The organism is Hyphomicrobium sp. MC8b (genome assembly GCF_905067615.1).
In the GTDB taxonomy this organism is placed as follows: domain Bacteria; phylum Pseudomonadota; class Alphaproteobacteria; order Rhizobiales; family Hyphomicrobiaceae; genus Hyphomicrobium_B.
Window position 1 is genome coordinate 1,340,573 of the sequence record NZ_LR898465.1, and the last position, 22,789, is coordinate 1,363,361.

The 22,789-nt window shown below is 60.5% G+C and carries 22 protein-coding genes; 7 read left to right on the top strand and 15 right to left on the bottom strand.

Translation table 11 applies throughout. The features are described 5' to 3' along the window. Window position 1: 1 nt before the first annotated feature. The 4 genes from ACLB1Z_RS06540 to ACLB1Z_RS06555 are packed head-to-tail and all read right to left on the bottom strand — an operon-like array spanning window position 2 to window position 7,153. Complete coding sequence (locus tag ACLB1Z_RS06540) at window positions 2-2,143, bottom strand: hypothetical protein (RefSeq protein ID WP_409562575.1); 2,142 nt, start codon at window positions 2,141-2,143, stop codon at window positions 2-4. 12 nt (window positions 2,144-2,155) lie between these two features. Further along, window positions 2,156-5,152, bottom strand: coding sequence for a DUF4159 domain-containing protein (locus ACLB1Z_RS06545; RefSeq protein ID WP_409562576.1), 2,997 nt, complete (start codon window positions 5,150-5,152; stop codon window positions 2,156-2,158). Beyond that, on the bottom strand, window positions 5,152-6,147 hold the full coding sequence (locus ACLB1Z_RS06550; protein WP_409562577.1) for a DUF58 domain-containing protein: 996 nt from the start codon (window positions 6,145-6,147) through the stop codon (window positions 5,152-5,154). The genes ACLB1Z_RS06545 and ACLB1Z_RS06550 overlap by 1 nt, the downstream gene beginning before the upstream one ends. A 7-nt stretch (window positions 6,148-6,154) precedes the next feature. After that, on the bottom strand, window positions 6,155-7,153 hold the full coding sequence (locus tag ACLB1Z_RS06555) for an AAA family ATPase (protein WP_013946707.1): 999 nt from the start codon (window positions 7,151-7,153) through the stop codon (window positions 6,155-6,157). A gap of 189 nt (window positions 7,154-7,342) precedes the next feature. On the opposite strand from ACLB1Z_RS06555, the gene ACLB1Z_RS06560 reads away from it, so the two are divergent. From ACLB1Z_RS06560 to ACLB1Z_RS06570, 3 genes are all read left to right on the top strand, one after another. Beyond that, window positions 7,343-7,945 (top strand): DUF1285 domain-containing protein, encoded by a 603-nt coding sequence (locus ACLB1Z_RS06560; RefSeq protein WP_409562578.1) that lies wholly within the window; start codon window positions 7,343-7,345, stop codon window positions 7,943-7,945. Between the two features lie 608 nt (window positions 7,946-8,553). Continuing rightward, window positions 8,554-9,879, top strand: a complete 1,326-nt coding sequence (locus ACLB1Z_RS06565) for a DUF1254 domain-containing protein (RefSeq protein WP_409562579.1) — start codon at window positions 8,554-8,556, stop codon at window positions 9,877-9,879. 129 nt (window positions 9,880-10,008) lie between these two features. Further along, window positions 10,009-10,626 carry a GNAT family N-acetyltransferase gene (locus tag ACLB1Z_RS06570; RefSeq protein WP_409562580.1) on the top strand — a complete coding sequence of 206 codons (618 nt, stop codon included), beginning with the start codon at window positions 10,009-10,011 and terminating at the stop codon, window positions 10,624-10,626. A 104-nt stretch (window positions 10,627-10,730) separates the two neighbouring features. Here the strand turns inward: ACLB1Z_RS06570 and ACLB1Z_RS06575 are convergent, their stop codons facing one another. From ACLB1Z_RS06575 to ACLB1Z_RS06605, 7 genes are all read right to left on the bottom strand, one after another. Further along, entirely contained in the window at window positions 10,731-11,207 is a 477-nt protein-coding gene (locus ACLB1Z_RS06575) for an HXXEE domain-containing protein (protein WP_409562581.1), read from the bottom strand. A 623-nt stretch (window positions 11,208-11,830) separates the two neighbouring features. After that, window positions 11,831-12,622, bottom strand: a complete 792-nt coding sequence (locus ACLB1Z_RS06580) for an alpha/beta fold hydrolase (protein WP_409562582.1) — start codon at window positions 12,620-12,622, stop codon at window positions 11,831-11,833. Window positions 12,623-12,765: 143 nt separating this feature from the next. Next, window positions 12,766-12,948 (bottom strand): hypothetical protein, encoded by a 183-nt coding sequence (locus ACLB1Z_RS06585; RefSeq protein ID WP_409563236.1) that lies wholly within the window; start codon window positions 12,946-12,948, stop codon window positions 12,766-12,768. A 125-nt stretch (window positions 12,949-13,073) separates the two neighbouring features. Continuing rightward, window positions 13,074-13,283, bottom strand: a complete 210-nt coding sequence (locus tag ACLB1Z_RS06590) for a cold-shock protein (protein ID WP_409562583.1) — start codon at window positions 13,281-13,283, stop codon at window positions 13,074-13,076. 401 nt (window positions 13,284-13,684) lie between these two features. Next, window positions 13,685-15,292, bottom strand: a complete 1,608-nt coding sequence (locus ACLB1Z_RS06595; protein ID WP_409562584.1) for an OmpA family protein — start codon at window positions 15,290-15,292, stop codon at window positions 13,685-13,687. Window positions 15,293-15,474: 182 nt separating this feature from the next. Continuing rightward, a complete protein-coding gene (locus tag ACLB1Z_RS06600) occupies window positions 15,475-16,647 on the bottom strand; it encodes an acyltransferase family protein (protein ID WP_409562585.1) in 1,173 nt (390 codons plus the stop codon). A gap of 280 nt (window positions 16,648-16,927) precedes the next feature. Next, the gene (locus ACLB1Z_RS06605; RefSeq protein ID WP_013946719.1) at window positions 16,928-17,308 is read right to left on the bottom strand and encodes a DUF930 domain-containing protein; all 381 of its coding nucleotides are present in this window, start codon (window positions 17,306-17,308) and stop codon (window positions 16,928-16,930) included. A gap of 95 nt (window positions 17,309-17,403) precedes the next feature. On the opposite strand from ACLB1Z_RS06605, the gene ACLB1Z_RS06610 reads away from it, so the two are divergent. Next, on the top strand, window positions 17,404-18,534 hold the full coding sequence (locus tag ACLB1Z_RS06610; RefSeq protein WP_409562586.1) for a sensor histidine kinase: 1,131 nt from the start codon (window positions 17,404-17,406) through the stop codon (window positions 18,532-18,534). Window positions 18,535-18,601: 67 nt separating this feature from the next. Here the strand turns inward: ACLB1Z_RS06610 and ACLB1Z_RS06615 are convergent, their stop codons facing one another. After that, a complete protein-coding gene (locus ACLB1Z_RS06615; RefSeq protein ID WP_409562587.1) occupies window positions 18,602-18,790 on the bottom strand; it encodes a hypothetical protein in 189 nt (62 codons plus the stop codon). Between the two features lie 310 nt (window positions 18,791-19,100). Further along, on the bottom strand, window positions 19,101-19,388 hold the full coding sequence (locus ACLB1Z_RS06620) for an usg protein (protein WP_409562588.1): 288 nt from the start codon (window positions 19,386-19,388) through the stop codon (window positions 19,101-19,103). 224 nt (window positions 19,389-19,612) lie between these two features. Here ACLB1Z_RS06620 and ACLB1Z_RS06625 point away from each other — a divergent pair, with 224 nt between their 5' ends. The 3 genes from ACLB1Z_RS06625 to ACLB1Z_RS06635 all read left to right on the top strand — a co-directional run bounded on the left by ACLB1Z_RS06625 (window position 19,613) and on the right by ACLB1Z_RS06635 (window position 21,378). Continuing rightward, window positions 19,613-20,260, top strand: coding sequence for a MarC family protein (locus ACLB1Z_RS06625; protein ID WP_409562589.1), 648 nt, complete (start codon window positions 19,613-19,615; stop codon window positions 20,258-20,260). A gap of 127 nt (window positions 20,261-20,387) precedes the next feature. Then, window positions 20,388-20,798: an adhesin gene (locus tag ACLB1Z_RS06630; protein WP_409562590.1), complete on the top strand. Its 411-nt coding sequence runs from the start codon at window positions 20,388-20,390 to the stop codon at window positions 20,796-20,798. Between the two features lie 40 nt (window positions 20,799-20,838). After that, on the top strand, window positions 20,839-21,378 hold the full coding sequence (locus tag ACLB1Z_RS06635; RefSeq protein WP_409562591.1) for a GNAT family N-acetyltransferase: 540 nt from the start codon (window positions 20,839-20,841) through the stop codon (window positions 21,376-21,378). A gap of 128 nt (window positions 21,379-21,506) precedes the next feature. On the opposite strand, the gene ACLB1Z_RS06640 is transcribed toward ACLB1Z_RS06635, so the two are convergent. Continuing rightward, window positions 21,507-22,046 (bottom strand): polymer-forming cytoskeletal protein, encoded by a 540-nt coding sequence (locus ACLB1Z_RS06640; RefSeq protein WP_409562592.1) that lies wholly within the window; start codon window positions 22,044-22,046, stop codon window positions 21,507-21,509. A gap of 236 nt (window positions 22,047-22,282) precedes the next feature. Beyond that, a complete protein-coding gene (gene bcp, locus ACLB1Z_RS06645; protein WP_409562593.1) occupies window positions 22,283-22,750 on the bottom strand; it encodes a thioredoxin-dependent thiol peroxidase in 468 nt (155 codons plus the stop codon). Window positions 22,751-22,789: the final 39 nt, after the last annotated feature.

The window sequence follows — 22,789 nt, forward strand, 5'->3', positions numbered from 1 at the left end:
ATTATCGTCCCTCACGCCACCACGCCAAGGCGATGAGAGCGAGTAGCAGCGAAAGCGCCGCAAATCCCGTAAACATCGGCGTCAGCTTGACGCCGCGGGTCAGAAACGCTTGCCGATCTTTCAGACCGAGCCAGTCTGAGCCCGCCATCACCTTGGCCGCTGACATCATAGAGATACGCGGCACGTCGATATCGGTTGCAGTCGCGAGGAGGCCTGACGGCTTCGTCCAGAAGATACCGCCGCCGGTCGCGTCGGCGATGGGCTTCATTTTCTGGTCTGTCGCAGTGACTTCGCTCATTTCGCGAGGGTCTTCGACGCCGGCATTGGCGACGGCGGTCAGCTGGCCGTTGGGGCCATCGGTTTCGACTTTGTAGAGGCCCGGCATTTTGACATCGATGGCCGAGCGCCAGACACCAGGCTCGACGGGCACAGGCTGAAGCGTGACCGTAGACGTGTCGCCGCCGGGACCCAGCACCTTCACAGGCGGAATTTTGTCTTCCATCGAGCGGCGCTCGATCGTGAGCTTTAGACCTTTAGCGGACGCGATGACGCGCTCTTCTTCAAGGTCCGGCTCTTTCATCAGCCAGTGCGACAGGCGGCGGAGCAGGTCGGTGTGCGGGCCGCCGCCGTCGTAGCCGCGCGCCCAGAGCCAGGAGTGGTCGGACGTTAGCAGCGCAACGCGGCCTTTGCCTTTGCGGTCGAGGATCAGAAGAGGCTTGTCTTCGGCGCCATTCATCAGCACGCGACCGCGCAGCGGCGTCACCTCGGCCTGACGGAACCACTTGCCCCACGACGGCTGCGGAGAATTGTCGGCAACCTGCGCGCCGTTCCAGCCAGGAAGGTTGCGCGTGACAGGGTGCTTCTGGCCTTCGGCCGTCACCTTCGCTTTGAAAGGCATTTCGAGGACGCGGCCAGTCGGTGCCGCAGGAAGCACCGGCGCGAGCGGCGTATTATAGATGCTGTAGGGGCCTGCATAATCGTCGCCCGCGGCAACCAGCAGCGCGCCGCCGTGCTCGTTCACGTAGCGGGCAATGTTGTCGTAGTAGAGAAGCTGCAGAATTCCGCGGTGCTCGTACCGATCGAAGATGATCAGGTCGAACTCGTTGATCTTCTCCGAGAACAGCTCGCGCGTCGGGAATGCGATGAGCGAGAGCTGATTGATCGGTGTGCCGTCCTGCTTCTCGGGCGGACGCAAAATTGTGAAGTGGACGAGATCGACGGCGGCGTCGGATTTCAGCAGGTTGCGCCATGTGCGTTCGCCTGGGTGCGGCTCGCCCGAGACGAGCAGCACGCGCAAGTTTTCGCGCACGCCTTCGGCCGCAACGACGGCGCGATTGTTTGCCGTCGTCAACTCGCCGTCGACAGGTTGCAATTCGATTTCGACGATGTTCGTCCCGGTATGCGGGATCGGCATGTCGATCTTGACGTTGCGGTTGACCTCGGTGCGGATCGTTTCGTCGGGTTGGCCTTCGCGGCGAACTTTCAGCGTCGCAGCGCCAGAGTTCGCGGATGGGGCGGTACCGGTCTGGCGGACGGCAACTTCGATTTCGCGTGACTGGCCAACGAGACCGTAACGCGGAGCTTCGATCACCTCGATGCGGCGGTCGAATTCATCGCGCTTGCCGGTCAGCAGCGTGTGAACGGGGGCGTCAAAGCCGAGCGATGCGGCGGACTTCGGCACGTCGTGGACTTCGCCGTCGGTGACGAAGATGACGCCCGCGATGCGATCCGGCGCGGTGTCGTTCAGCGCTGTATTCAAGTCCGTGAAAAGGTTTGTTCCTGGCGGCGCTGAATCGGACGGCACGCCGCCCGTCACCCATTTGATGTCGAGGTTCGGGATCTTGGCGAACTTGGCTTCAAGATTGGCGCGGATCTCGTCCATCTGCTTGTTGCGGTCGGCGAGCTTCTGGCTCGGGCTTTCGTCGAGGACGACGATCGCGACGTTAGCGAGGCTTTCGCGCTGCTCTTCCTTCAGGATCGGATTGAACAGCGCGGCGATCAACGCCGCCAGCGCACCAGCGCGCAGAAAAGCGCCACGTGAACGGCGGAACAGAAGAATGAGGATCAGCGCGGCCGCCAGTACCGACAGGCCGATCAGGATCGGCATCGGAATCAGGGGCGCGAAGGTAATCGACCAGTTCAAAACCTAATGCCTCTACTGACCGAGCCGCTCAAGCAGCGCGGGAACGTGGACCTGATCGGCTTTGTAGTTGCCGGTCAACGCGTGCATGACGATGTTGATGCCGCCGCGGAACGCCATCTCGCGCTGCATCTCGCCGCCGGGCACGACCGGATAAAGCGGGCGACCGCGGTCATCGAGCGCCCAGGCAGCAGCAAGATCGTTCGACGTGATCATGATCGAGGTCACGCCATCTGAAACGCGAGCCTTGTGGGATTCGTTTTCGTCTTTCGGTGTCGCTTCGACCCAAAGCTGGCCGCCGTCCCAGCGGCCAGGGAAGGAGCGCAGCAGATAGAACGATTTCGTCACGACGTGATTTTCGGGAACAGGTTCGAGCGGAGGAACGTCGAGTTTGCTCAACAGCCGCTGGATGGCGGTGCCACCCTGGCCTGCCATCGGCAGCATGTCGGCGCCGCCGTCGCCATAGTCGCGGGTGTCGAAGATGATGAGGCCACCTTCTTTCATATATGCGTCGATCTTGGCGATGATTGCGTCGGGCAACGCCTTTGCCGTCTTCAGCACCGGCCAATAGAGCACCGGATAGAACGCGATCTCGTCTTTCGTGATGTCGACGGCTGCGGGTTCGCCGGGCTCGACAGCAGTGCGGGTTTGCAGCACGCGGCCGAGGCCTTTCAAGCCCGCGCGGCTTGTGTCGTCGGTTTCTCGATCGCCGCTCAACACGTAGGCGAGCGTGACCTTACTCGTTGCGTCGATGGCGGCATTATCGGCGGGCGATGCAGGAGGGCGTACGATCACCGGGCCTTGCTGCTGGGACGGGCTTACCGGACTGAAGCCATCGAACTGAGGAATGGCGTCGCGAAACTCGGACGGAAATTCCTGCGCCTTGGCATCGGTGCCGACGGCGATGACGCCTGCGCCCAAGGCAAGGAGACCGAGCACGATCGTGGAAGCCGTCGCGGCGCGGCGCCGCGAGCCGGGCCGGCGTGAAAAGAGACCGGCGACGCCGCCCGCCTGGAGGATCATGACGGCGATGATGTCGAGGAACAGCAGGCCGAGCGCCAATGCTAACAGCGCAGGCTTCAGCGAAGTGCTGGCAGCGTTGTCATACGTCAACCTCTCGATGCTCGCGGGCAGTTCCGGGAACGGCGCAAGCGTGCTCTTCACGGTCAACACGTTGACGGCGCGAGGTGCCGCGGCCTGGCCGTAGTAGCCCGGCGGATGCTCGAAGTTCGGCCGGATCGCGCCGATCTCGGCAGCCTTCAGAGGTTCGGCAGTCGGCGGTGGTGAGACGAGCGTTCCGACGCCGCTCAGCGTCTTCAGAGGTGCAAGCACGCTTGCCGACACGGTATTGGCTTTCGTTGCGGTATCGGCTGCGGCCGTATCCGACTGCGGTTCCGCCGATGCTGCAGCGCCGACCGTTCCCATGGTCGAGAGGCGGCGAAGCATTTCGACGAATAGCCCGGACATCGGCAGGTTCGACCAGTCGGAATTGGCGGTGACGTGGAAGAGCACGAGGCGGCCGTTGCCGCGTTTCGCGGAGGTGACGAGGGGCGTGCCGTCCTGCAGCCGCGCCCAGATCTCGACGTCAGGAGTCAGCTCGGCCGGGTCGGCCAGTACCTGGCGCGTAACGGTGACATCTTTCGGCACGGTCAGACCGGCGAACGGACTGTTCTCATCGAACGGTGCAAGCGCCTGAGGTGACGACCACGAGAGCGCGCCACCGAGCGAGCGGCCGCCGCTGCGCAGTACGACGGGCAGCAGATTGTCGCCGGCCTTTTCGAGGCGCGGTCCTGCGAAGCGCACGAGCAGGCCGCCATGTTTGACGAACTCGTCGACCTTTTCTTCGGCTTCGCCGCTGATCGTGCCGATGTCGGCGAGAACCAGAACGGAGATGTTCTGCTTCAGGACGGCGTCGAGGCCTTCCACGAGGTTGGCGTTTTTGGCAGCGACGACGTCGGCGTAAGGCTTCAGCGCCTTCTCGATGTAGTAGAGTGGCGCGAGCAGCGGCTGAGCTTCCTCGCGGCTTTCGCCTGAGAGAAGACCCACGCGGTGCCATTGCGTCATGGCGTCGATCAGGCTGACGGCGCCCGCTGAGCGTTCGCCTGCGATTTCGATGCGAGCGACTTGGTTGCGCAGTTCGAGCGGCATTTCGAATTTAGCTTTCGCGGATGTTGCGCCGGGACCGAGCTTGAAGGGCGCTTCACCGAGACGTTCGCCGCGAGCCGAAAAGGCGTTGACCACACCTTCGCGCGCCGGGCCACCGGTCGAGAGCACCGTTGCTTCGAGCTTGCCGCGCTCGGCGAGGTCGGCGACGAGGCCCAAGGCTTCGCGACCTTTGGTTTCATCGATGACGGAAAGCGTACCGCCACCAGCTAGATTCTGCAGTTTCGTTGCGACGTCGCTGACTTTGCCTCTGTGATCGATGCCGTCTTCGATCCAGACGATCGAGGAATTTTTCACGGCGGCGTCAGACAGCGCCGTTTGCAGGGCGGCGACGGCGGCTTCGCGATCAGGTTCGAATGGTTGCGGTTCGATTGCCGCTGCCGTGCTGCGCGCTTCGCCGGGCGGCTCGATCTTGATCGCGGGCAGCTTCGTGGCGGCGGCGGTCGGCACCAGCATGACAGGGCGGCCGCCGCTTTCCGCTTCGCTGATGAGGCGTTGCATGATGTTGGCGCGCTCAGGCCAGCGCGATGCTGCCGCCCAGCCGTTATCGACGAAAATGACAACGGGGCCGGTGCCGGTCAGGCCTTTTTCCTTCGAGGGATTGAGCATCGGGTCGGCGAGCGCGAGAATGACGAGCGTCGCCGCGATGAGGCGCAGGAGCGTCAGCCACCACGGCGTCTTCTCTGCGGTCTTTTCGTCGTTCTCGATGCCGACGAGAATGCGGGTCGGGGGAAATTCGATCTGCGTCGGGCGCGGCGGCACCGCGCGCAGCAGCCAATAGATCAGCGGCAGCGTGACGAGCGCGGCGAGCAGCCAGGGATTGAGGAAGGCGAGCGGGCCGAAGCTCATCAGGCGCGCTCCTTATCGTCGGAGCTGACGGCGTCGGAGCTGGACGACATCCAACGGTAGCCCTGGGCCGAACCGTTGAGACGCATCAATAGCGACAGCAGCGGCTCGGAGGCCGGGCGATCCGTGTGGTGGGTCAGCAGCGACCAGCCGAAGCGTTTCGCCATCTCTGCGACTTCAGCGCGATGCGCGGCGAAACGTTCCTGATATTTCGGACGGAGCGATTCAACGCGATCGGCAACCCAACGCTGGCTGCCGGATGGCGTCAGAAATTCGGTGCGGCCATGATAAGGCAGCGTCTCTTCCGCAGGGTCGATGACTTGCACGAGATGACCGCCGACGCCGTTGCCCGCGTAGCCTTCGAGGCGTTCGCGGATGGCATGCACGGGGGCGAGAAAATCGCTGAACAGGATCAGGCCGGAAAAGCGGTTGAGGCCGGCGTTGGGCGGCAGGCTTTTCTGCGTCGTTTCGGAATTGGCGTTGGCGGCAATCGTTTCGGCAATACGCGTCGCGGCGTTGCGGCTGGCTGTCGGCAGCATCTGCGCGAGCAATGCAACGCGCTCACCACCGCGAACAAGCATCTCGGCGGCGGCGAGTGTCAGCACCAGCGCGCGGTCGCGCTTGGTGACTGGCGCGAGATGGCTCTTGAAGTCCATCGACGGCGAAATGTCGGGCCAGAGATAGAGCGTGTGCGCGGCTTCCCACTCGCGTTCGCGAACGAAGAGATGATCGGAGCTTGCCGAGCGGCGCCAATCGACGAGGCTCGCATTCTCGCCCGACTGATATTGGCGGAACTGCCAGAACGTTTCGCCGGGTCCGGCGCGGCGCCGTCCGTGAATGCCCTGCGCCACGGTCGAGGCGATGCGCGCCGCTTCCATCAGCAGTTCCGGCATCCGGTCGACAAGCGTAACGGCTTCGCGCTCAAGCGTGAGGACGCGCCGCCTTTCGGAGCTGTTGCCTTCGCCTGACGTTCCTGTCCGCCCTATTGGGCTCGCCATCCCGCACCTACTCCACAGCCGCCGCGAGACGCGCGATGATATGGTTCAGATCTTCGCCTTCGGCGCGGGCGGCGAATGTCAGCGCCATGCGGTGTTTCAGGATCGGTTCCGCGAGCGCGATGACGTCATCGACGGACGGGGCGAGGCGGCCGTCGATCAGCGCCTTGGCGCGGACGGCGAGCATCAGCGCCTGGCTGGCGCGCGGGCCGGGGCCCCAGGCGACGAACTTATCCGTGTCGGCGTTCGCGCCGGTGCCCGGACGTGCCGAGCGCACGAGTTTCAGAATGGCCTCGACAACTTTATCGGGCACCGGGATCTGGCGGACGAGGCGCTGCGTCGCCATCAGTTCCTGTGCCGAGATGACGGTTTCAAGCTTCGGCGTTTCCGTGCCGGTCGTAGCGTAGAGCATGCGCCGCTCGGCGACGAGATCGGGATACGTCACGTCGATCTGCAGCAGGAAGCGGTCGAGCTGGGCTTCGGGCAGCGGATAAGTGCCTTCCTGCTCCAGCGGGTTCTGCGTGGCGAGCACGTGGAACGGCGCGGGCGTATCGTGGCGCTGACCGGCGACCGTGACGTGATGCTCCTGCATCGCCTGCAGCAGCGCCGACTGCGTCTTCGGCGAAGCGCGGTTGATTTCGTCCGCCATCAGAAGCTGCGTGAAGATCGGACCTTTGATGAAGCGGAAGGCGCGGCCGCGGCCCGGCTCATCTTCGAGGACTTCGGAGCCGATGATGTCGGACGGCATCAAGTCCGGAGTGAACTGAATGCGCTTGGCGTCGAGGCCCAGCACGCGGCCGAGCGTTTCGACGAGCAGCGTCTTGGCGAGACCCGGAACACCGATCAGAAGGCCGTGCCCGCCAGACAAAATCGTGATGAGCGTCCGCTCGATCACCTGATCCTGACCGAATATGACGCTGGCTGCCGCTTTGTGGGCGCGCTGTACGCGCTCGGCGGCGGCTTCGAGCCGGGGCACGATATCGGTATGCGTTTCGACGACAGTGCTCATAAAGGGGGCCTCGCGCAGCTGCTTCTTGTCATTCTTAGGGGCGAATTCGCCTTACAAAACAATGGCCGAGCGGCTGCGTACTCGGCCTTAAGCATCAGCCTAGACGATCCTGCCCAGCCCTCATAGGGTCAAGTGAATGTTACGTTAGGATGAGGTGCATCTGAAGGCACCTTGAGGGCGCGGGCAGAAATGCCGAATGAAAAACTGCAAGTTGCGTCCGGGAATGGAAATTCTGACGCACGACCGGGTGGATTGGATGCGCTTTTGCGGGCGGCGTCAGAAGGTGGCGCGTCGAGCATAAGACCGGTGGAAAAGTGGGATCCGCCGTACTGCGGCGACATCGGCATGGCGATCCGCCGCGACGGGACGTGGCACTATCAGGGGAGCCCGATCGGACGCATCGCGCTCGTCAAGCTGTTCGCATCGATCCTGAGAAAGGACGATGACGGACGAACGTATCTCGTGACGCCTGCGGAGAAGGTCGACGTTCAAGTCGAGGACGCGCCGTTCCTTGCCGTCGAGATGGCAGTCGAGGGCGAGGGGCAAGCGCAGCGGCTGACGTTCCGCACCAATCTCGATGACGTCGTGACGGTCGATGCGGAGCATCCGTTGCGGTTCGCGCCGAGCGGACCCGATGGTGGGTTGAAGCCGTACGTGCTCGTGCGCGGGAGGCTGGAGGCGCTGTGCACGCGCGCTGTTTATGCGGAGCTGGTGGAACTGGCGGTGGCCGGGGATGTGGGCGGCGAGGAGGTGGGTGTGTGGAGTGGGGGCGTGTGGTGGGGGATGGGGTAATTCGTGTTGATGAATGTCCTCTTATGACCCAAGGCAGCCCTAACTTCGCATCGATTTTGCCAAAGCAATTTTTTTTCATCCGTCGGCTGATCTTGCGAAAATCATATGCTAAAGTTGATATGGGTGCGGCGCTACCCTATCCGACGGGAGGTTGGGATGGGTTGTCATTTCGGCCGAGGCGTTCCTCGGCCCGTGCTGCATTTTGATCCGCGATCTCCACCCAATCACATAACTATCGATATTGATCCCGCTGCCTGCTCGGGCGGCTAGGCGATCTGCCGACACTTTCCAAATTCGACGACTGAGATTTCCCCATATGCCGATCACCGCGACGCGGTCATCGGCGAAGCATACTCCACGCCGAAATTCCGCTTCGCTTGGCGGAATAACGCCGGTTTTTCAGATAGGAAAATTCAATGTCAAAATACGAGAGAGTCGCATACCGCTTCGCAAATTGCTTGGCCGCCGTGGCTGCTTTTTGTTTGCTCTTCGGTGGAACTTCAGCACGCGCGGCTGAACCTCTTACCCCGGAACAGGCTCGCGCGATCGCGACAGACGCATATATTTACGGATATTCGCTGATCACCACTGAAGTCACGCGCGTACAAATGACCAACGTTGCCGAAGCAAAAGAGCTTCGCGCTCCGATGGGACACTTTACGAACGTAAAACGTTACCCGCCCGGCGACTATCGCGGCGTTTCAGCTCCCAATGCTGATACTCTCTATTCACTTGCTTGGGCCGACGTCGGCGCCGAGCCGATGGTCTTTTCGCACCCCGACATGGGCAAGCGATACTATCTCTTCCCCATGTACAGTCTGTGGATGCCGGTGATTGAGTCGCCCGGCGCGCGGACGGCCGGCGGGAAGGCTGCAAATTATCTGATCACCGGCCCGGGCTGGAGCGGCACCGTGCCGGCGAACATGACTGAGATAAAATCGCCGACGCGCTATCTGGTGATCCTCGGGCGCACTTACGCTGATGGAACCGAGGAGGATTACAAAGCGGTCAACGCTTTGCAGGAGCAGTACTCGCTGGTTCCTCTGAGTTCATTCGGAAAGCCGTACACGCCGCCTCCGGGAAAAGTGGATTCCAACCCGGGCTTCAGCATGACTGACAAGCCTCAGGACGTCATCAATGCAATGGACGTCTCGACCTACTTCAACATGATGGCAACGCTGATGGGAGGCGCAGCGCCGCCGCTGCCCGAGGATAAGGCCATCGTCGCTGAGATGGCGAAAATCGGTCTCGTGCCAGGTCAACCATTCGACATTTCAAAGCTCGATCCGGCCGTGCAGGCAGCGCTGACGGATGTACCGAAGATCAGCTACGACCAAATCATGGCCCTGCAGAAGACGGGCGGTAAAATAGAGAACGGCTGGCTTATCCCAGCGTCTGCCGGGTCATATGGGACCAATTACGCCCAACGCGCCTTGATCGCCGCTGTCGGTTGGCCGGCCAATCTATCCAAAGATGCCATCTATCCGGTCGCGAAAATGGACGGTGACGGCCAGCCTTTGAATGGCGCCAACGCCTATACGGTGACCTTCCCCAAGGGACAAACTCCGCCGGTCGATGGCTTCTGGTCAATCACGATGTACTACGACGACGGCGGTTATTGGTTCTACCCGAACCCGCTCAACAAGTTCACGGTCAGTATGCGTGACAATCCGAAGTTCAATGATGACGGTTCGTTGACGCTGTACTTCCAGCATGCGTCGCCGGGGAGCGACAAGGTAGCGAATTGGCTGCCGTCGCCGAAGGGCGAGTTCCTGCTCATGATGCGAATGTATTGGCCGAAGGAAACGCCGCCGTCGATCCTGCCGCCGATGTACGGCAGCTGGACGCCTCCCGCTGTCGTCAATACCGGTCCAGCTGCGCCTGACAGCGGAACATTGGGTGCGAGCACGGGCGAAAAGGGTAAGAACGAGTAGTGATCGCAAGACGCGCGCGGTTGTCGCCAAGACGCCGCCCGCTCGACTCGCGGGCGCTTTGGACCCGCCGCCTGCCGAGACTGCTGGACGCGTTGCCTGCGGCTTCGCGTTCCGCCATACCCTCCCGCGATGGAAACTCCTAATCCGCACCTTCCAGACGGCTATTCGCCGATACCGGCGGGGAAGCTGGTCAATGCTGTGACATTCGTCGAGATGTGCGAGCGGCCGACGCCCCCGCGCGCCACGAATGGCTCGTCATCGCTTGCGATATCGCGGTGGAGATCTCCCGATCTCGATGCGTATCGCGCACTGTTCCGGGCCGTCGGTGAAGATTGGTTGTGGTGGTCGCGCCTCCGGCTGACTGATGAGGCGTTGGCGGCCGTCCTCAGCGATCCGGGCATCGAAGTTTTTGTCCTGCACGACGGCGACGCGCGCATCGGTCTGCTCGAATTGGATTTTCGTGAAGATCAAGAGTGCGAGATTACGTGGTTCGGCGTTGTCAAAGATGCGATCGGCAAAGGCGCGGGCCGGTTCATGATGGATTTCGCAATCGACACGGCGTGGGCGCATCCCATTCGCAGGCTGTGGCTGCACACCTGCAGCTTCGATCATCCGGACGCATTGGCGTTCTATCGGCGGTCCGGCTTTTGGCCCTATGCCTTTATGGTCGAGGTGGAGAACGATCCGCGCCTCGCTGGCCTGCTGCCGCGAACGGCCGCGCCGCAAATTCCTTTGTTGGAGCGGTGACGGGTAAAAAAACTTATCCCCGCTCTCTCACGCTCCCGCATACTCCCTCTCGTCCCGCCGCGACTTGCAAGGGCGCGCACGCAACTAACCGGCTGTCGCTCAGCTCACGGTCGGTCCTGCCGAAAATATGCCAGCGACTTGATGTGCAGGAGCACGATCGGCATGGCCATCAGGAGTGCTGCGAGCACGAACGATCCGATGAGGTTGGTGGTGTCGAGCACGCCCGCATCGTTCGCGACGACGTAGCAGATCGTTCCGATCGGCAGAAACAGCAGCACGGCGGTGATCAGTCCCGGCGAGAAGCGTCCTCTCGTCACGACGTAGGGCGCGATGTGGAAGAAGACGGCGTTGATCAGCATCAGCGCCGGGAACGCGAGCGCCACGCCCGGCATCGCGGTCGCGAGTTCCGCCGCGACGATGCCGAGCACGATCACAAGGAAATTGACGACGTAGAAGTCGTGCCATTCGACCGGCAGCTTGATGACGGCGCGCGCCCAGTTGCGCCAGTCGAGCTCGAATTCCTCGAAAGCGTGGACGCCGTAGGCGCCAGTCGCGAGCCAGATCCAGTGCGTGAGGTCCATGGCGGGCGCTCCCTTGGTTTGCGGCACGATACGCGACGTCCGGGCAATCGTCTTTACGCTGAGCGGAAATAATTTGCGATCAAACTTATCCCCGCTCTCTCGCGCTCCCGCATACTCCCTCTCCTCCCGCCGCGACTTGCAAGGGCGCGAAACTCGAGCATGGGGTTTTGCGTGCGGATGGGAGCGTGCCGGGCCGCCAGCGATATCGGCGCGCCTGGGGATCCCTGCCGGCCGCGAGCGGACCACCATGGCGTGGTATCGCGGTTCAACTCCCGCTCCAACTCGAGATGCACGGGAGGATGGTGGGTTCACGGCTCGAAAGGAAGCTCGCTTCCTTTCAGGTTGCGAGTGCCCCGGAATGCCGGTTCGGCCGCCGCTGGGTGCATGAACAAGACTTGGCACTGTCCCGGGGCGGCGAAGGCTGCATCCGAAGTACAACAAGATATGAGAGCGAGGCCCCGCCGCCCTGGCCCTTGGTTGTTGGCGCCTCCGACTCTGCTCCGCAGAGCCGGCCGTCGGCGCATGCCAGTTTCAGCCGGCCGCCGATGGGGCTTTGGTATGCCATCGGCGACTCCGCTACGCGGAGCCGGCCGCCGATGGCGTTGGCTGTTGCGTTGAGCAGCTCAGTCGGGGAGCACCGCTGTCGCGATGAAACGTGACAGCATGGCGTTGACTTCATCGGGCACTTCGAGCTGGCAGAAATGGCCTGATCCGACCGTCCGGCCGATATGTAAATCGGGAATGAGCATTTGGAGGCGCGCCATGTCGGTTCGCGCCGAGGGCTCGTCGGCGACGATATAGAGCGAGGGAACGGCGACGCGGCTCGGCGTTTTTTCCGCAGCATAATCTGCAAGTCCCCGATAGGCCGACACCATGACGTACTGCGGGGCCTTCGCCATAACGTCCAGGATACGGCGTTTCCGATCCGGATCGTCGGTCGGGATGAAGAAAACCGAGCCCACGAAGTCGCGCAGTGCGTTCGCGTGGTCTGGACCCTCTAAACTTTCCAGAAATGCAGGGATGACTGCACGCGCGGTATCCGGCAACACGATTGCTGCATCCAGCATCACAATGGCCGCCGGAAAATCGGGATAGCGCGTCGCGATGTCGAACGCGATGATGCCACCCATGCTGTGGCCGATGAGGATCGGGCGATTCACGTTCAGCTCGCGACACAGCCAGACGACGTCGTCGGAAAAGGCAGCGATCGGATACGATTGTTCGGGTTTATCGCTTTCGCCGTGGCCGCGCAGGTCGGGGGAAATTATGTGGTGTCCGAGGGCAGCGAAATGCGCGGCTTGCGGTTTGAAGAACGTGTGATCACAACACCAGCCATGGATGAAGACGATCGGTTGCGCCGCGCCCGCGATGCTTTCGTAATGCAGGGCAATGCCGTCCTTGTCGAGGAATGGCATCCGGTATGTTCCCTACGGCTGATCCTGCAGGAAATAAGCCATCGACGTGATGAGCAGGGGTAGCATTGCTGTCAGCAGCGCTGAGAGCAAGTACAATTCGGAGAGTGCCGTCGGGATGTTTATGGCGTTTTTGAAGAACGTCGTCAGCGTTTCTTTTTGGTCGCGGGGGGATTGGCTGCTTCCCGGGCGAGCCGCTCGGCGCGAAGCCGTTCGGTTTTGGCGCGAACGGCTTGGCGTTCGGCCTCGTGTTCCTTCATCGCTTGCGATGCTTCCTGAGCCTTCCGCAGCTTGAGCGCAGCCGCACTCGACAGGTCCTTCGGGGGCATAGCCATGCAATCGCTCCTTACGTGTGACGGCAAACAAAAACCCGCGGCTGGCCGAGCAGACGCGGGTTCGTTCATCCTGTTGGTGGCCAGTCGGCGCCGGCCGATCTCGATTTTTATCGCGAGATTTAAGCGGCGCGCAGGTTATCGGCCGACGACTTGCCGCTGCGGCGGTCTGCGACGACATCGAACGAGACCTTCTGGCCTTCGTTAAGGCCGTTCAAGCCCGCACGCTCGACGGCGCTGATGTGCACGAAAACGTCGTTGCCGCCATCATCCGGCTGGATGAAGCCGTAGCCTTTTTGGCCGTTGAACCATTTCACGGTACCAGTCTGCATAGGTAAAATCCTTAGTTTATGCGCGTTTATTCCCGACAATGCCGGGACTGACAGTCGAGATTTGTTGGGAAGGTCGTCGGTCAGGCGCGCACTTCGCGGGCGAGGCCAAGTCGTTATCAGCGAAGCTCGAACGGATAAACAATAGAAAAAATGCTGCTCCTATGCAAGCGCAATCGGCGCAGCGCGCGAAAACGTGTTTTCAGTCGGACGTCGCGAAGCCAAGGATCTGAGGAGTTCGCCGGCGCGACGATCGCGATTTTAACGATTAGGTGGTCGAGGTGAGGAACAATCCGGGTCTCGTGGACCTGATGCCGCGAACGGAAGAACCGCATATTCCGTTGTTGGGCCCACAGCAAATGGAAGCTTTTGCGCTACGTTGGATGCTGTGCCCAGATTGACGTTCAGCCTGATGACTTGGCAGGCGTGATGTGGAATTCGACGCGGCGGTTCAGACGGCGACCTGCGGCAGTAGCGTTGGATGCGATCGGTTGATCCTGCCCGTACCCGACGGCGCGCAATTTCTCGGCTGGGACGCCCTCGCTAACGAGGACGCCGACTACGGCATCGGCTCGATGTTGCGACAACTCACGATTGCCGAGGCGGGTGCCGAAAGTGTCGGTGTGACCGCCAACCTCTATTGCTACATTCGTGCAACTGCGGGCGATCTCGGCAATTTTTCTGAGTTCGGCGACGCTATCGTTCGAGAGGATTGCGCTAGCGTTCGCGAACGTGATCGCTGCGCCATGGATTTCGCTATCGAGCGTTTGACGGCAGGGTTCCACGGCAGGCACGACGGCGACGGTCGACGCGGCGGATGGCGGAGGAGTGCGGGGTGCCGATGGTTTTTCCTCCGCTCCAGGGTTTGACGCTGGGGTCTGAACGGTCACAGCGGGTTCGGTGGACGCGCTCGGTGACGGTGGGGCGTGTAGCAACGGTCTTTCTTCTGTGCCGGTACTTGCTGCAGGAGCTTGCGCGGCGTCAGCAGTTGCCGTCGAGGTGCTTGACGGCGGTGTGTGGGGTGTCGACACCTGCGCATTTTTTCGGGGTTCGACGGTCGCACTCGGTTCGGATCGTGCGGTCGGCGTTTTCGCAGAATCGCTGATGTTGCCGGAATAGTCGGTTGCGGCCTGGGCGTCGGCCGGAGGTGAGGCGGGTACGCTTGACGGCGGCGCGGCGGGCGCCGGCCCAGGCGCGCTTTGGGGCGATTCGACGGAACGTGGTTCCGGCGGTGGCTCGGATGCCTTCGCTGCGCTGAGGGTATCGCCGTTCGTCGGCTGTGCCGATGACGGAGGCGCAGTGGTCAGACTTGCCGGAGGCGCGGCGGAGAGCGGCTCGGCCGCATTTTTCTCCGGTTCGGGGACGGGATTGGGTTCAGGCAGCGGGCCGGGCGCGCCTGCCGCAAGGTTTTTGCCGCCTTTCGCTTCAACCCTAGCGTCGTCCGTCGCCGCAGGTGCGGAAGACATGTTTGGCGTCGTTGACAGCGGTGGTGGTTGAGCTTCGTTCGGCGCAGGTTTAGCGGCGAGCTTTGGTTCGATGTTCGGCTCGGCCTTCTGAGTAGGCGGCGATGCCGTCTGGCCTGGAACTGGCTCGGATCGTTGTGGGGTTTCCGAGGCTCGGTTCGATTGGGCGACGATGTCAGCGATTTTGGTGCGCACGCACGAGTCGAAAAATTCGCGATTTTTACCGCCACCCGAAAAGCCGCCGCTGTTGGCTGCCAAGTCGAAATAGAAAAAACCGAGTTCATCGCCGCTTGCTGGCGGAGACGTTTCCTTAACGTCCGTGCCGTCAACCAAAAGTGACATCGTCTTGAACCAGCCCTTGCCGAAATCGACCCTGGCGGTTTTGGCGGCAATGTTGATGCCGATGATGGCGGATCCGATTTTTCTTCGGGTCGCTTCCGCTTCGGAGCCAAGCTGATAATTGCACGTGTAGGCCACTTCTCCAGCCGACGCTGCGCAAGCAAATAGCGTCGGGAGCAGGATGAGAATTATGGTCGTTGTCCGTGTCACCGTACTGCTGCGTCCATCGAGGGGCGATTTGTCGATCTTAAATCAAAGCGCGCGGCAGGCCGCGATGGGTTTCAAAGCCTTTGGTTAGCGAGGCGGCGCGATCGGCCGCCAATATTCCCAGGTAAAAATTTATTCTCGTAGCGCATCGTGTGTCCCGGCTCCGGGTTCACGTGCGTAGGTTTCTACGTCGCGATACGGCCGCCGGATCTGAACAGGAACGCCGCCGATTGCACACTCCGAAGGCTGGCTTCGCCACGCTCCCATGCTGCGCGCAACAGTCTGCGAACGGGCGGCTCGCCATAGAGCGAAACTTCGTAAGCTATCGACAGCATCGACAGAACAGCGATCGTCAAAGCAATCCAAGGATTTATTCCGGATCGCACCATCACTCGGATCAAGAAGGCCCCGACGACGGAATGAATGAGATAAAGCGGATACGTCGTCAGCCCCAGGTTTTTGAAGGCATTTTGCAGCCTGGGCGACTCTGGTGTGAAGCGCTTGTCGTCTCGGACGATCACCAGCATAAACATGATCGTGCCGATCCACACAGCGGCTGGCAGGACCTGGGAAACAGGAACACCGGGGTGCACTTCCCATTTCGCCATATCGTGTGAGCGGCTTACGATTTCGAGAATACAGATCGCAAACGCAGAAACCATGCCGAACACGTTGACTGCTCCCAGCGTGCGCCTCGAAAAAAGCCACATCCAGATTCCGAAAGCGAAAAAACATCCATATCGGAGCTGCAGTACGTCCGAATACGCCACGATCTGCCAGCCAAGATGGGATTTGTGGGCGCTCGGGACAAAACTGACGGAGATCAGAAATGCCCCTGAGATCGTCGTCAACGCCCACGCCACATGCGTCAGACAATCGAACCGGCTGCTGAGTAGAAGGAAAAAGATGATCGCGTAAAACACCAATTCCACAGCGAGCGACCAGTAGATGCCATCGACCCATGGTCCGAAAATCCAAAGCGTGATGGAGCGCAAGAATTCTCCGCTAAGATGACGTCCCGACACGCCGCCCGCGAGAAGCCACGCTGCAACTGTGAAGCAAATGCAAATCCATGCGGCCGGATAGAGTCTGAGCACCCGGCTTTTGAGGAACGCAATGGGCGATGAATTGTTGGCAGAATTGGCGATTACAAAGCCGGAAATGACGAAGAATATCTCGACGCCGACCCAGCCGAACGATGTAAAGGGCGCAGCCTGCGTAAAGGACGTCGCGTTTGCGAACATTTGGCCGACGACGGAGTTCGTCGATGCCCAATCGTAAAAGCTCAGATGAAAGAGCATGACGCAGAGCGCTGCAAAAAAGCGGACTGCATCAAGCGGATATATGTGGGCGCGCATGAAAGGCCCCCGGAATTTGGCTTTTGCGGCCGCCTTGAAGGTTAGCGCAAGATTCGGGCCCTCGACATTCCGCCGAAAAGACTAATTACGGTGTATACGTTCCGAAAGCTTGCGGCGTGCTACTCCATTCGGAGAGCGATCCGCAGACCGCGTCCGTTAAACATATCGCAGCGTCGTGAACATGGCATTTCTCGTGAAGGCAGCGATACGAAGCTCGTTCGCGAATTTGCCAAATGTGCAAACGATTACTCAATAGCCTCGTACAGATCGGCGATTGCCATTATTTCCAGAGGCCCAGGTCTTCGTAGCGGTCTTCCGGAATTTCGGTCCCGAGATCGTAGGTGAAGGATGTGGCTGTCATCTGGTTTTCGCCAACAGTGCAGGTGAACTTGAGCCGATACCAGTGGCCGTCGGCCCGAACGGCCGCGCCCTTGGCGACTACGGTGGCGCCGTCGAATGTCGCTCGGGAAAGAATGCTCGTTTTCAGCCGGTCGATCTTTTTCAGTTTTTTGGCGCGCTTGAGCGTGTCCATGCCGCGCAGAATGCACGCCTGATGCGCACGCTCTTCAGGTTCGAGCTTCATCAGCGTCTTATCCATGGACGCTGCGGATGCCGGCGTAATCAAGCCGATGAGTGCCAATAGTCGCAACCACAGATGCATTTCCCCTCCCTCGTCGCGCGTCACGCTGCGGACGGACCCGACTTAACGCCCATCGTGGCTGGCGTCAAAAAAGTTATGCCAACAGGGAGGAAATCTTGACGCTGACGCTTGTTAACGTAGGTGAACCGCTCTCGGTTGCATTGCGAGACGGGCCTTGGAACGTCCTATATGACAACTTGAACGATTTTGGCGGCGGGAGCGTATTGATCGGCATGGATACTTGGGTCGCTACTATTCACCGGGCTGCTCTTGCTGCCCGCTCCGTGCCGAAGGCGCTACGCTATACGATCACTGTGCTTCTCGTTGCGCTGACAATTTCAGTGCAGGTCGCGTTCGAAGGCACAATGGTCGATCGATATCCCTTTCTGATATTTATCCCCGTCGTATTCGTTTGCGGCACGCTGTTCGACCGCGGGAACGGATTTCTTGCCACCGTGCTGAGCGCGGCAGCCTGTGCATACTTTCTTCTTCCAACGCGCCACTCACTCGACGTTGTTGAGACCGGCGATCAAGCTGCGTTGATCCTTTTTATCGTTATCGGTTTTGCGATTTCGTTTGTCGTTGAGGCTCTGCACAACGGCCTTGCGGCTTTAGCGGCGGAAAAAGAGGAGGCGCGCGACACCGTCCGGGACCGCGATCTGCTTTTGAACGAGCTTGCGCATCGTACGCGCAATGATTTTGCCAATGTCGTGACGTTGCTCAATCTTCAGTCTCGGTCCGCCAACCCTGAGGCGCGCGAGGCGCTGGCATCGGCGGCTGAACGTGTTCAGACAATTGCGCGGGTACATCGCCGACTGGAGCTTCATAACGATCGGGTCGTCGTAGATACCAGGGCATATATCGGCGAGCTTTGTGCAGATCTTCGCCTTTCGCGGCTCGCGATGCGGCCCATCGCGCTCGATTGCGAGGTCGAAAGCCATTCGATCAGTCTGGAAAAGGCTGTGCCGCTTGGGCTGATCATCAACGAGTCTGTTACTAACGCTTCCAAACATGCGTTTCCAGAACAGCGCCAAGGACATATTACGGTCCATTTTCAACGCGTCGGATTGCAGTACAGGCTCACCATCGCGGACAATGGCGTTGGAAGCGAAACCGTCACGAACGGCGGCATCGGCAATCGTCTGATGGGCATGCTCGCGGCTCAGCTCAATGGCGATCTTTCGTTCGAGCCGATGTCGCCGGGCATGGCCGTGGTCGTCGTCATTCCTGTCAAAACAGAGAAATGAAAATTCCAAAAAAAAGAGGCAGCGCTTGCGCGCCGCCTCAAGAACTGAGTTTCGGGGCGACCGAAGCTCAGCGCCACCAGCAGTGGCGGTGGCCGTGGCGCCATACGCAATGACGATGGCGATGATAGTAGCCCGTCTTCTGAACGAGGCTTGAGCCGTGAACGCCGTCGAGCGCAGCGACGCTCGGAGCGGCATTTGCGATTTGAGAGCCGAGAGCGAGTGTCGCCACTGTGGCGACTGCCAGCAAAAACTTCATGATTTTCTCCTCGATTGATCCCGTCGAGACAGCCTGGAGCGCACCGTTTGCGAGATGCCTCGCCAACGCATATCCAAGTGTATGTCGGCTGCGATCTAGTCCCACCCAATGAGATATTTCGTGCGACGGCGCGAAGCTAAACCGAAGCGGTAAGGAGGAGGTACTTACCCTTTTGTAAAGTCGATTTTGATCTGCTTGCAGAGGCGAAGAATCACGCGCTCATTGTGGCAGTCGGAAAGGCAGACCGCTTTCGTTCAGCGTTCTGCCATAGATATAAAACGCTCTCTCTCGCACTCGCGAACGCCGAGACTCAATGCAGCTTCAATTCCGCTCCGATGAGCCGTAATTCGCACGGCCGTATCAATTCGGAATGGGCAACGGTCACGCGATAAAGTTTGCCTTCGAGCTTTGTGACCCAGAAGTCGAGGAACGATTTGAGTTTCGGAAAACGCGGGGCGGCGTCGTATTCCTGCCAGATATAGCTTTGCAGCAGCGAAGGATGGTCTGGAAGACGGTAGAGAATTTCGGCGGTCGTCAGGCTGAACCCTGCAAGTTGAGCCCGGAAACCATTATCGCAAGACATTTCCCGTTCGGTCACGTAGCAATCTCCTTTGAATTAGGTGATTGGGCGCCCTCCCTAGAATGATGATGATCAAGTGAGATTCGTTCCTTGTCCATTGCGAAGATGTGCGAAAATACATTGTTAGCAAACGCATTATTCGAGTGCTGGCGATTTCTGCCGAAGTGCTGTGCGGACCGCTGACTGGATGTGCGTCAACGGCTGTGCCGATGGCTGTTTCTATTGGAAGGTAGCGTCGCCGGATGCTTGAGATCGCCCTCAAAAGTTTCACGACGTTCTTTGCGACGGTCGGTCCAATCGAAGCCGCGGTGTTGTTTGCAACGCTGACGCCAAAGATGGCCTACGCCGAGCGTCAGGCGATTGCGGTGCGGGCGACGCTGATCGCCTCCGGGATTCTGGCGTTCTTTACGCTGCTGGGCGGTCCGATCCTCAGCCAGCTCGGCGTGTCACTGGCGGCGCTGCAGGCGGCGGGCGGCGTGATCCTGCTCTTGATTGCGCTCGACATGATTTTTGCGCGGCCGGGCGGATCGATAAAACTTACGGCTCCGGAAGGTGCGGAAGCACAATCGCGCGATGACGTTGCGGTTTTTCCTCTGGCGACGCCGTTGCTCGCAGGACCTGGCGCAATGAGCGCAGGTATCCTGCTGGCCGCCAACGTCCACGGCGAGCCGCTGGGGTTGGCTGTCGTCGCCATCACCCTTGCCGTGGTGATGATCATCACGCTGGTTCTGCTGATGATGGCCAATCAACTCAACCATGTCCTCGGTATCACGGCGCAACGGGTGCTCATTCGCGTGTTCGGAATTCTGCTAGCGGCGATCGCGGTGCAGGCGCTGTTCAATGGCATCCTGGCGTCGGGGCTGATCCCGGCCGCAGCCAAGCTTTCTTAGAGACCTCGGCAACCTAAGCGGCTTCAAAAGCTGCCGGCCGTTAGGGCGCCTTTAACGCCTGGCTGTTTCAATCCCGGACAACTGTTGAACTTGCGTAGCGTTTGTTGCGTTGACGAAGGCGTATGTGATGTCCGCGTTTTCCTTTCACCGTCCGGCAGCTCCGTCCGTGCGCGCGGTGTTTGCATCTTTTGTAGCCGGAGCGGCAGCGCTTTCGGCGGGCGGATGCGCCAATACAGGCAACAGCTATTCCGCGAGCACGACGCCGACGGCTTACGTTGCGCAGGGACCGGCCGTGCAGATGGAGAGCGATGGTTTGCCGGTGCAGGCCGCACCTGCGGCAACGATCCGGCAATTGCCGGACGATCCGAGCCAGCCGTTCAGCCCGAACTACGGCGGGGCAAATCCGGCGAGCACGATTTCGCCGAACCCGACGGTCAAGGCGTCGAACGATGTGCCGCCGTTCAAGCAAGCTATTCCGTATGACCTGCCGCCGACGTTCCGCAGACAGCTCGTGGCGGCGGTCGACGCTGCCGGTTGATTGGGATGTGGACTTTCGCGCCATGTGCTAAGGCGCGGGGATGTCCGAGACCGTCTCGATTTGCCGATACCGCAATGTCGATCTGACGCCTGAGAGGGTGGCCGAGATCGACCGCATCTTTTTTGAATCGAGCAACACGAAAACGTTTCCGAGCGACGCGGCGAGAGCTGCGTTCCGCGAGCGGTGGCTGGGGCGTTATCTGGTCCACGATCCGGCGTTTGCATATTTGGCGCGAGATGGCGGTGGCAGGATCGTCGGCTATCTCGTCGGCTCGATTGACGATCCGGCGAAGACGCCGCGGTTTGCCGATATTCCGTATTTCGCGGTGCTCGGCGCGCAGACGAAGCGCTATCCGGCGCATCTCCACGTCAACATCAGCCCCGAGTTTCGCAATCGAGGGATTGGGGGGCGGCTGATTAGTTGTTTTATCGTCGATGCCCAGGCGGCGGGTGCGCCGGGTGTGCACGTCGTGACGAGCGCAGGGTCTGCGAACGTCAGCTTCTACAATCGGAACGGCTTTGAGGAGATCGAGCGGACCGGGCCGGACGGTAGCCTCGTCTTCTTGGCGCGCAGCTTCTGAAAAATGGGATTTGAAAGCCTTTCCGGCCGCCGACTAAGCGGTACAAACAGGCGGCCGGAAAGGTGAAGTTAAGCCCTCTGGGGGAAGGGCCTCTGGGGGTTTGCGGTCGTGTAAACTTTTGTGATCTTTCAGTTCGGCAATTCAGGCGGCTGCGCCGGGATGACAAAGCCGATTGGCTCCGCCTTGATTTCTGCCGTGCGCGGATCGTCCTTGGTGCGGCGCGACTTGCCTTCGAACAAGGCGCCCTGTTCGATCGACAGCGACTGATGGAAAATGTCGCCTTCAACTTGGCTGGTGGTCTGCAGCATCACGCGCTTGCCGCGGACGGTTCCGACGACGTGGCCGCGGACGATGACTTCATCACCGGTGATGCTGCCTGTTATCGTGGCTTCCTCGCCGATGACGACATTGCTACCTTCGATGTCGCCTTCGACGATACCGTCGACTTGGACTTCACCTTTGCAGATGAGATTGCCGGTGATGGTGAGGTCGGCGCCCATCACCGAGACCGATTTCGGACCCTCGGCAGCGGCGCGGGGAACGGTCAGGAATGGACGGGGCTGAAACACCGGGGCGGGAGGCGTCGGCGCGGCCGTTTCAGATGTAGCGGATGCCAGCGTCGGGGACTTCGACAACTCAGGCTCGGAACGGCGGAAATTTGGCAACATGCTCGGACTTCCCTCTGACACAACTTAAGCAACAATCCGCACCCGAAACGACTCAACGCATCACATAATCGCTTTGCGACGAGCGCGTTTGATTCGCGTAGCACTTTTCCAACGTTGGTCCACCGTGTCGCCGGAGGCTTTCCACTGGAAATTCCCCGGCGCGACGTTCCGAGGCACTCTCTTGAGTGAGAAGTGTGGCGGAAGATCAACGGTCGCGACGATTATGCCCAGTATGGTTATATTTTAAGCGCGCGCACGGCAGCCAGAACTTCTTCGGCATGTCCAGGTATCTTCACCTTGCGCCAGCTTTTGACGACCTTACCGCTGCCGTCGATGAGGAACGTCGAACGCTCGATCCCCATATATTTGCGCCCGTACATCGATTTTTCGACCCAGACGCCATAGGCTTGAGCGACCTCTTTCTGCTCGTCGGCGAGCAGGCGGATGGACAATTCGTGTTTCGCCTTGAACTTCTGGTGTTTGGTCGGGCTGTCGGGTGAAATGCCGAGCAGCTCTGCTCCGGCCGCGGCGAAATCGTCGGCGAGGCAGGTGAAGTCCTTGGCCTCCTGTGTGCAGCCCGAGGTGTCATCCTTGGGATAGAAATAAACGACCACCGGGTGGCCCTTGAGCTTCGAGAGGCGGACCTTTTTCCCGGTGTCGTCGGGAAGCGTGAAGTCGGGCGCCTTTTTGCCATCCTCGATCATCTTGAAAGTGCCTTTCTTTTGTCGTTTTTGACCCTTGTA

Coding starts and splice junctions, on each gene's coding strand:
- ACLB1Z_RS06630 (WP_409562590.1), top strand. CDS start 20,388: ATGTCCGCGTTTTCCTTTCACCGTCCGGCAGCTCCGTCCGTGCGCGCG.
- ACLB1Z_RS06560 (WP_409562578.1), top strand. CDS start 7,343: ATGCCGAATGAAAAACTGCAAGTTGCGTCCGGGAATGGAAATTCTGAC.
- ACLB1Z_RS06570 (WP_409562580.1), top strand. CDS start 10,009: ATGGAAACTCCTAATCCGCACCTTCCAGACGGCTATTCGCCGATACCG.
- ACLB1Z_RS06590 (WP_409562583.1), bottom strand. CDS start 13,283: ATGCAGACTGGTACCGTGAAATGGTTCAACGGCCAAAAAGGCTACGGC.
- ACLB1Z_RS06545 (WP_409562576.1), bottom strand. CDS start 5,152: ATGAGCTTCGGCCCGCTCGCCTTCCTCAATCCCTGGCTGCTCGCCGCG.
- ACLB1Z_RS06550 (WP_409562577.1), bottom strand. CDS start 6,147: ATGGCGAGCCCAATAGGGCGGACAGGAACGTCAGGCGAAGGCAACAGC.
- ACLB1Z_RS06605 (WP_013946719.1), bottom strand. CDS start 17,308: ATGCATCTGTGGTTGCGACTATTGGCACTCATCGGCTTGATTACGCCG.
- ACLB1Z_RS06625 (WP_409562589.1), top strand. CDS start 19,613: ATGCTTGAGATCGCCCTCAAAAGTTTCACGACGTTCTTTGCGACGGTC.
- ACLB1Z_RS06575 (WP_409562581.1), bottom strand. CDS start 11,207: ATGGACCTCACGCACTGGATCTGGCTCGCGACTGGCGCCTACGGCGTC.
- ACLB1Z_RS06555 (WP_013946707.1), bottom strand. CDS start 7,153: ATGAGCACTGTCGTCGAAACGCATACCGATATCGTGCCCCGGCTCGAA.
- ACLB1Z_RS06635 (WP_409562591.1), top strand. CDS start 20,839: ATGTCCGAGACCGTCTCGATTTGCCGATACCGCAATGTCGATCTGACG.
- ACLB1Z_RS06640 (WP_409562592.1), bottom strand. CDS start 22,046: ATGTTGCCAAATTTCCGCCGTTCCGAGCCTGAGTTGTCGAAGTCCCCG.
- bcp (WP_409562593.1), bottom strand. CDS start 22,750: ATGATCGAGGATGGCAAAAAGGCGCCCGACTTCACGCTTCCCGACGAC.
- ACLB1Z_RS06565 (WP_409562579.1), top strand. CDS start 8,554: ATGACCAACGTTGCCGAAGCAAAAGAGCTTCGCGCTCCGATGGGACAC.
- ACLB1Z_RS06600 (WP_409562585.1), bottom strand. CDS start 16,647: ATGCGCGCCCACATATATCCGCTTGATGCAGTCCGCTTTTTTGCAGCG.
- ACLB1Z_RS06615 (WP_409562587.1), bottom strand. CDS start 18,790: ATGAAGTTTTTGCTGGCAGTCGCCACAGTGGCGACACTCGCTCTCGGC.
- ACLB1Z_RS06580 (WP_409562582.1), bottom strand. CDS start 12,622: ATGCCATTCCTCGACAAGGACGGCATTGCCCTGCATTACGAAAGCATC.
- ACLB1Z_RS06585 (WP_409563236.1), bottom strand. CDS start 12,948: ATGCCCCCGAAGGACCTGTCGAGTGCGGCTGCGCTCAAGCTGCGGAAG.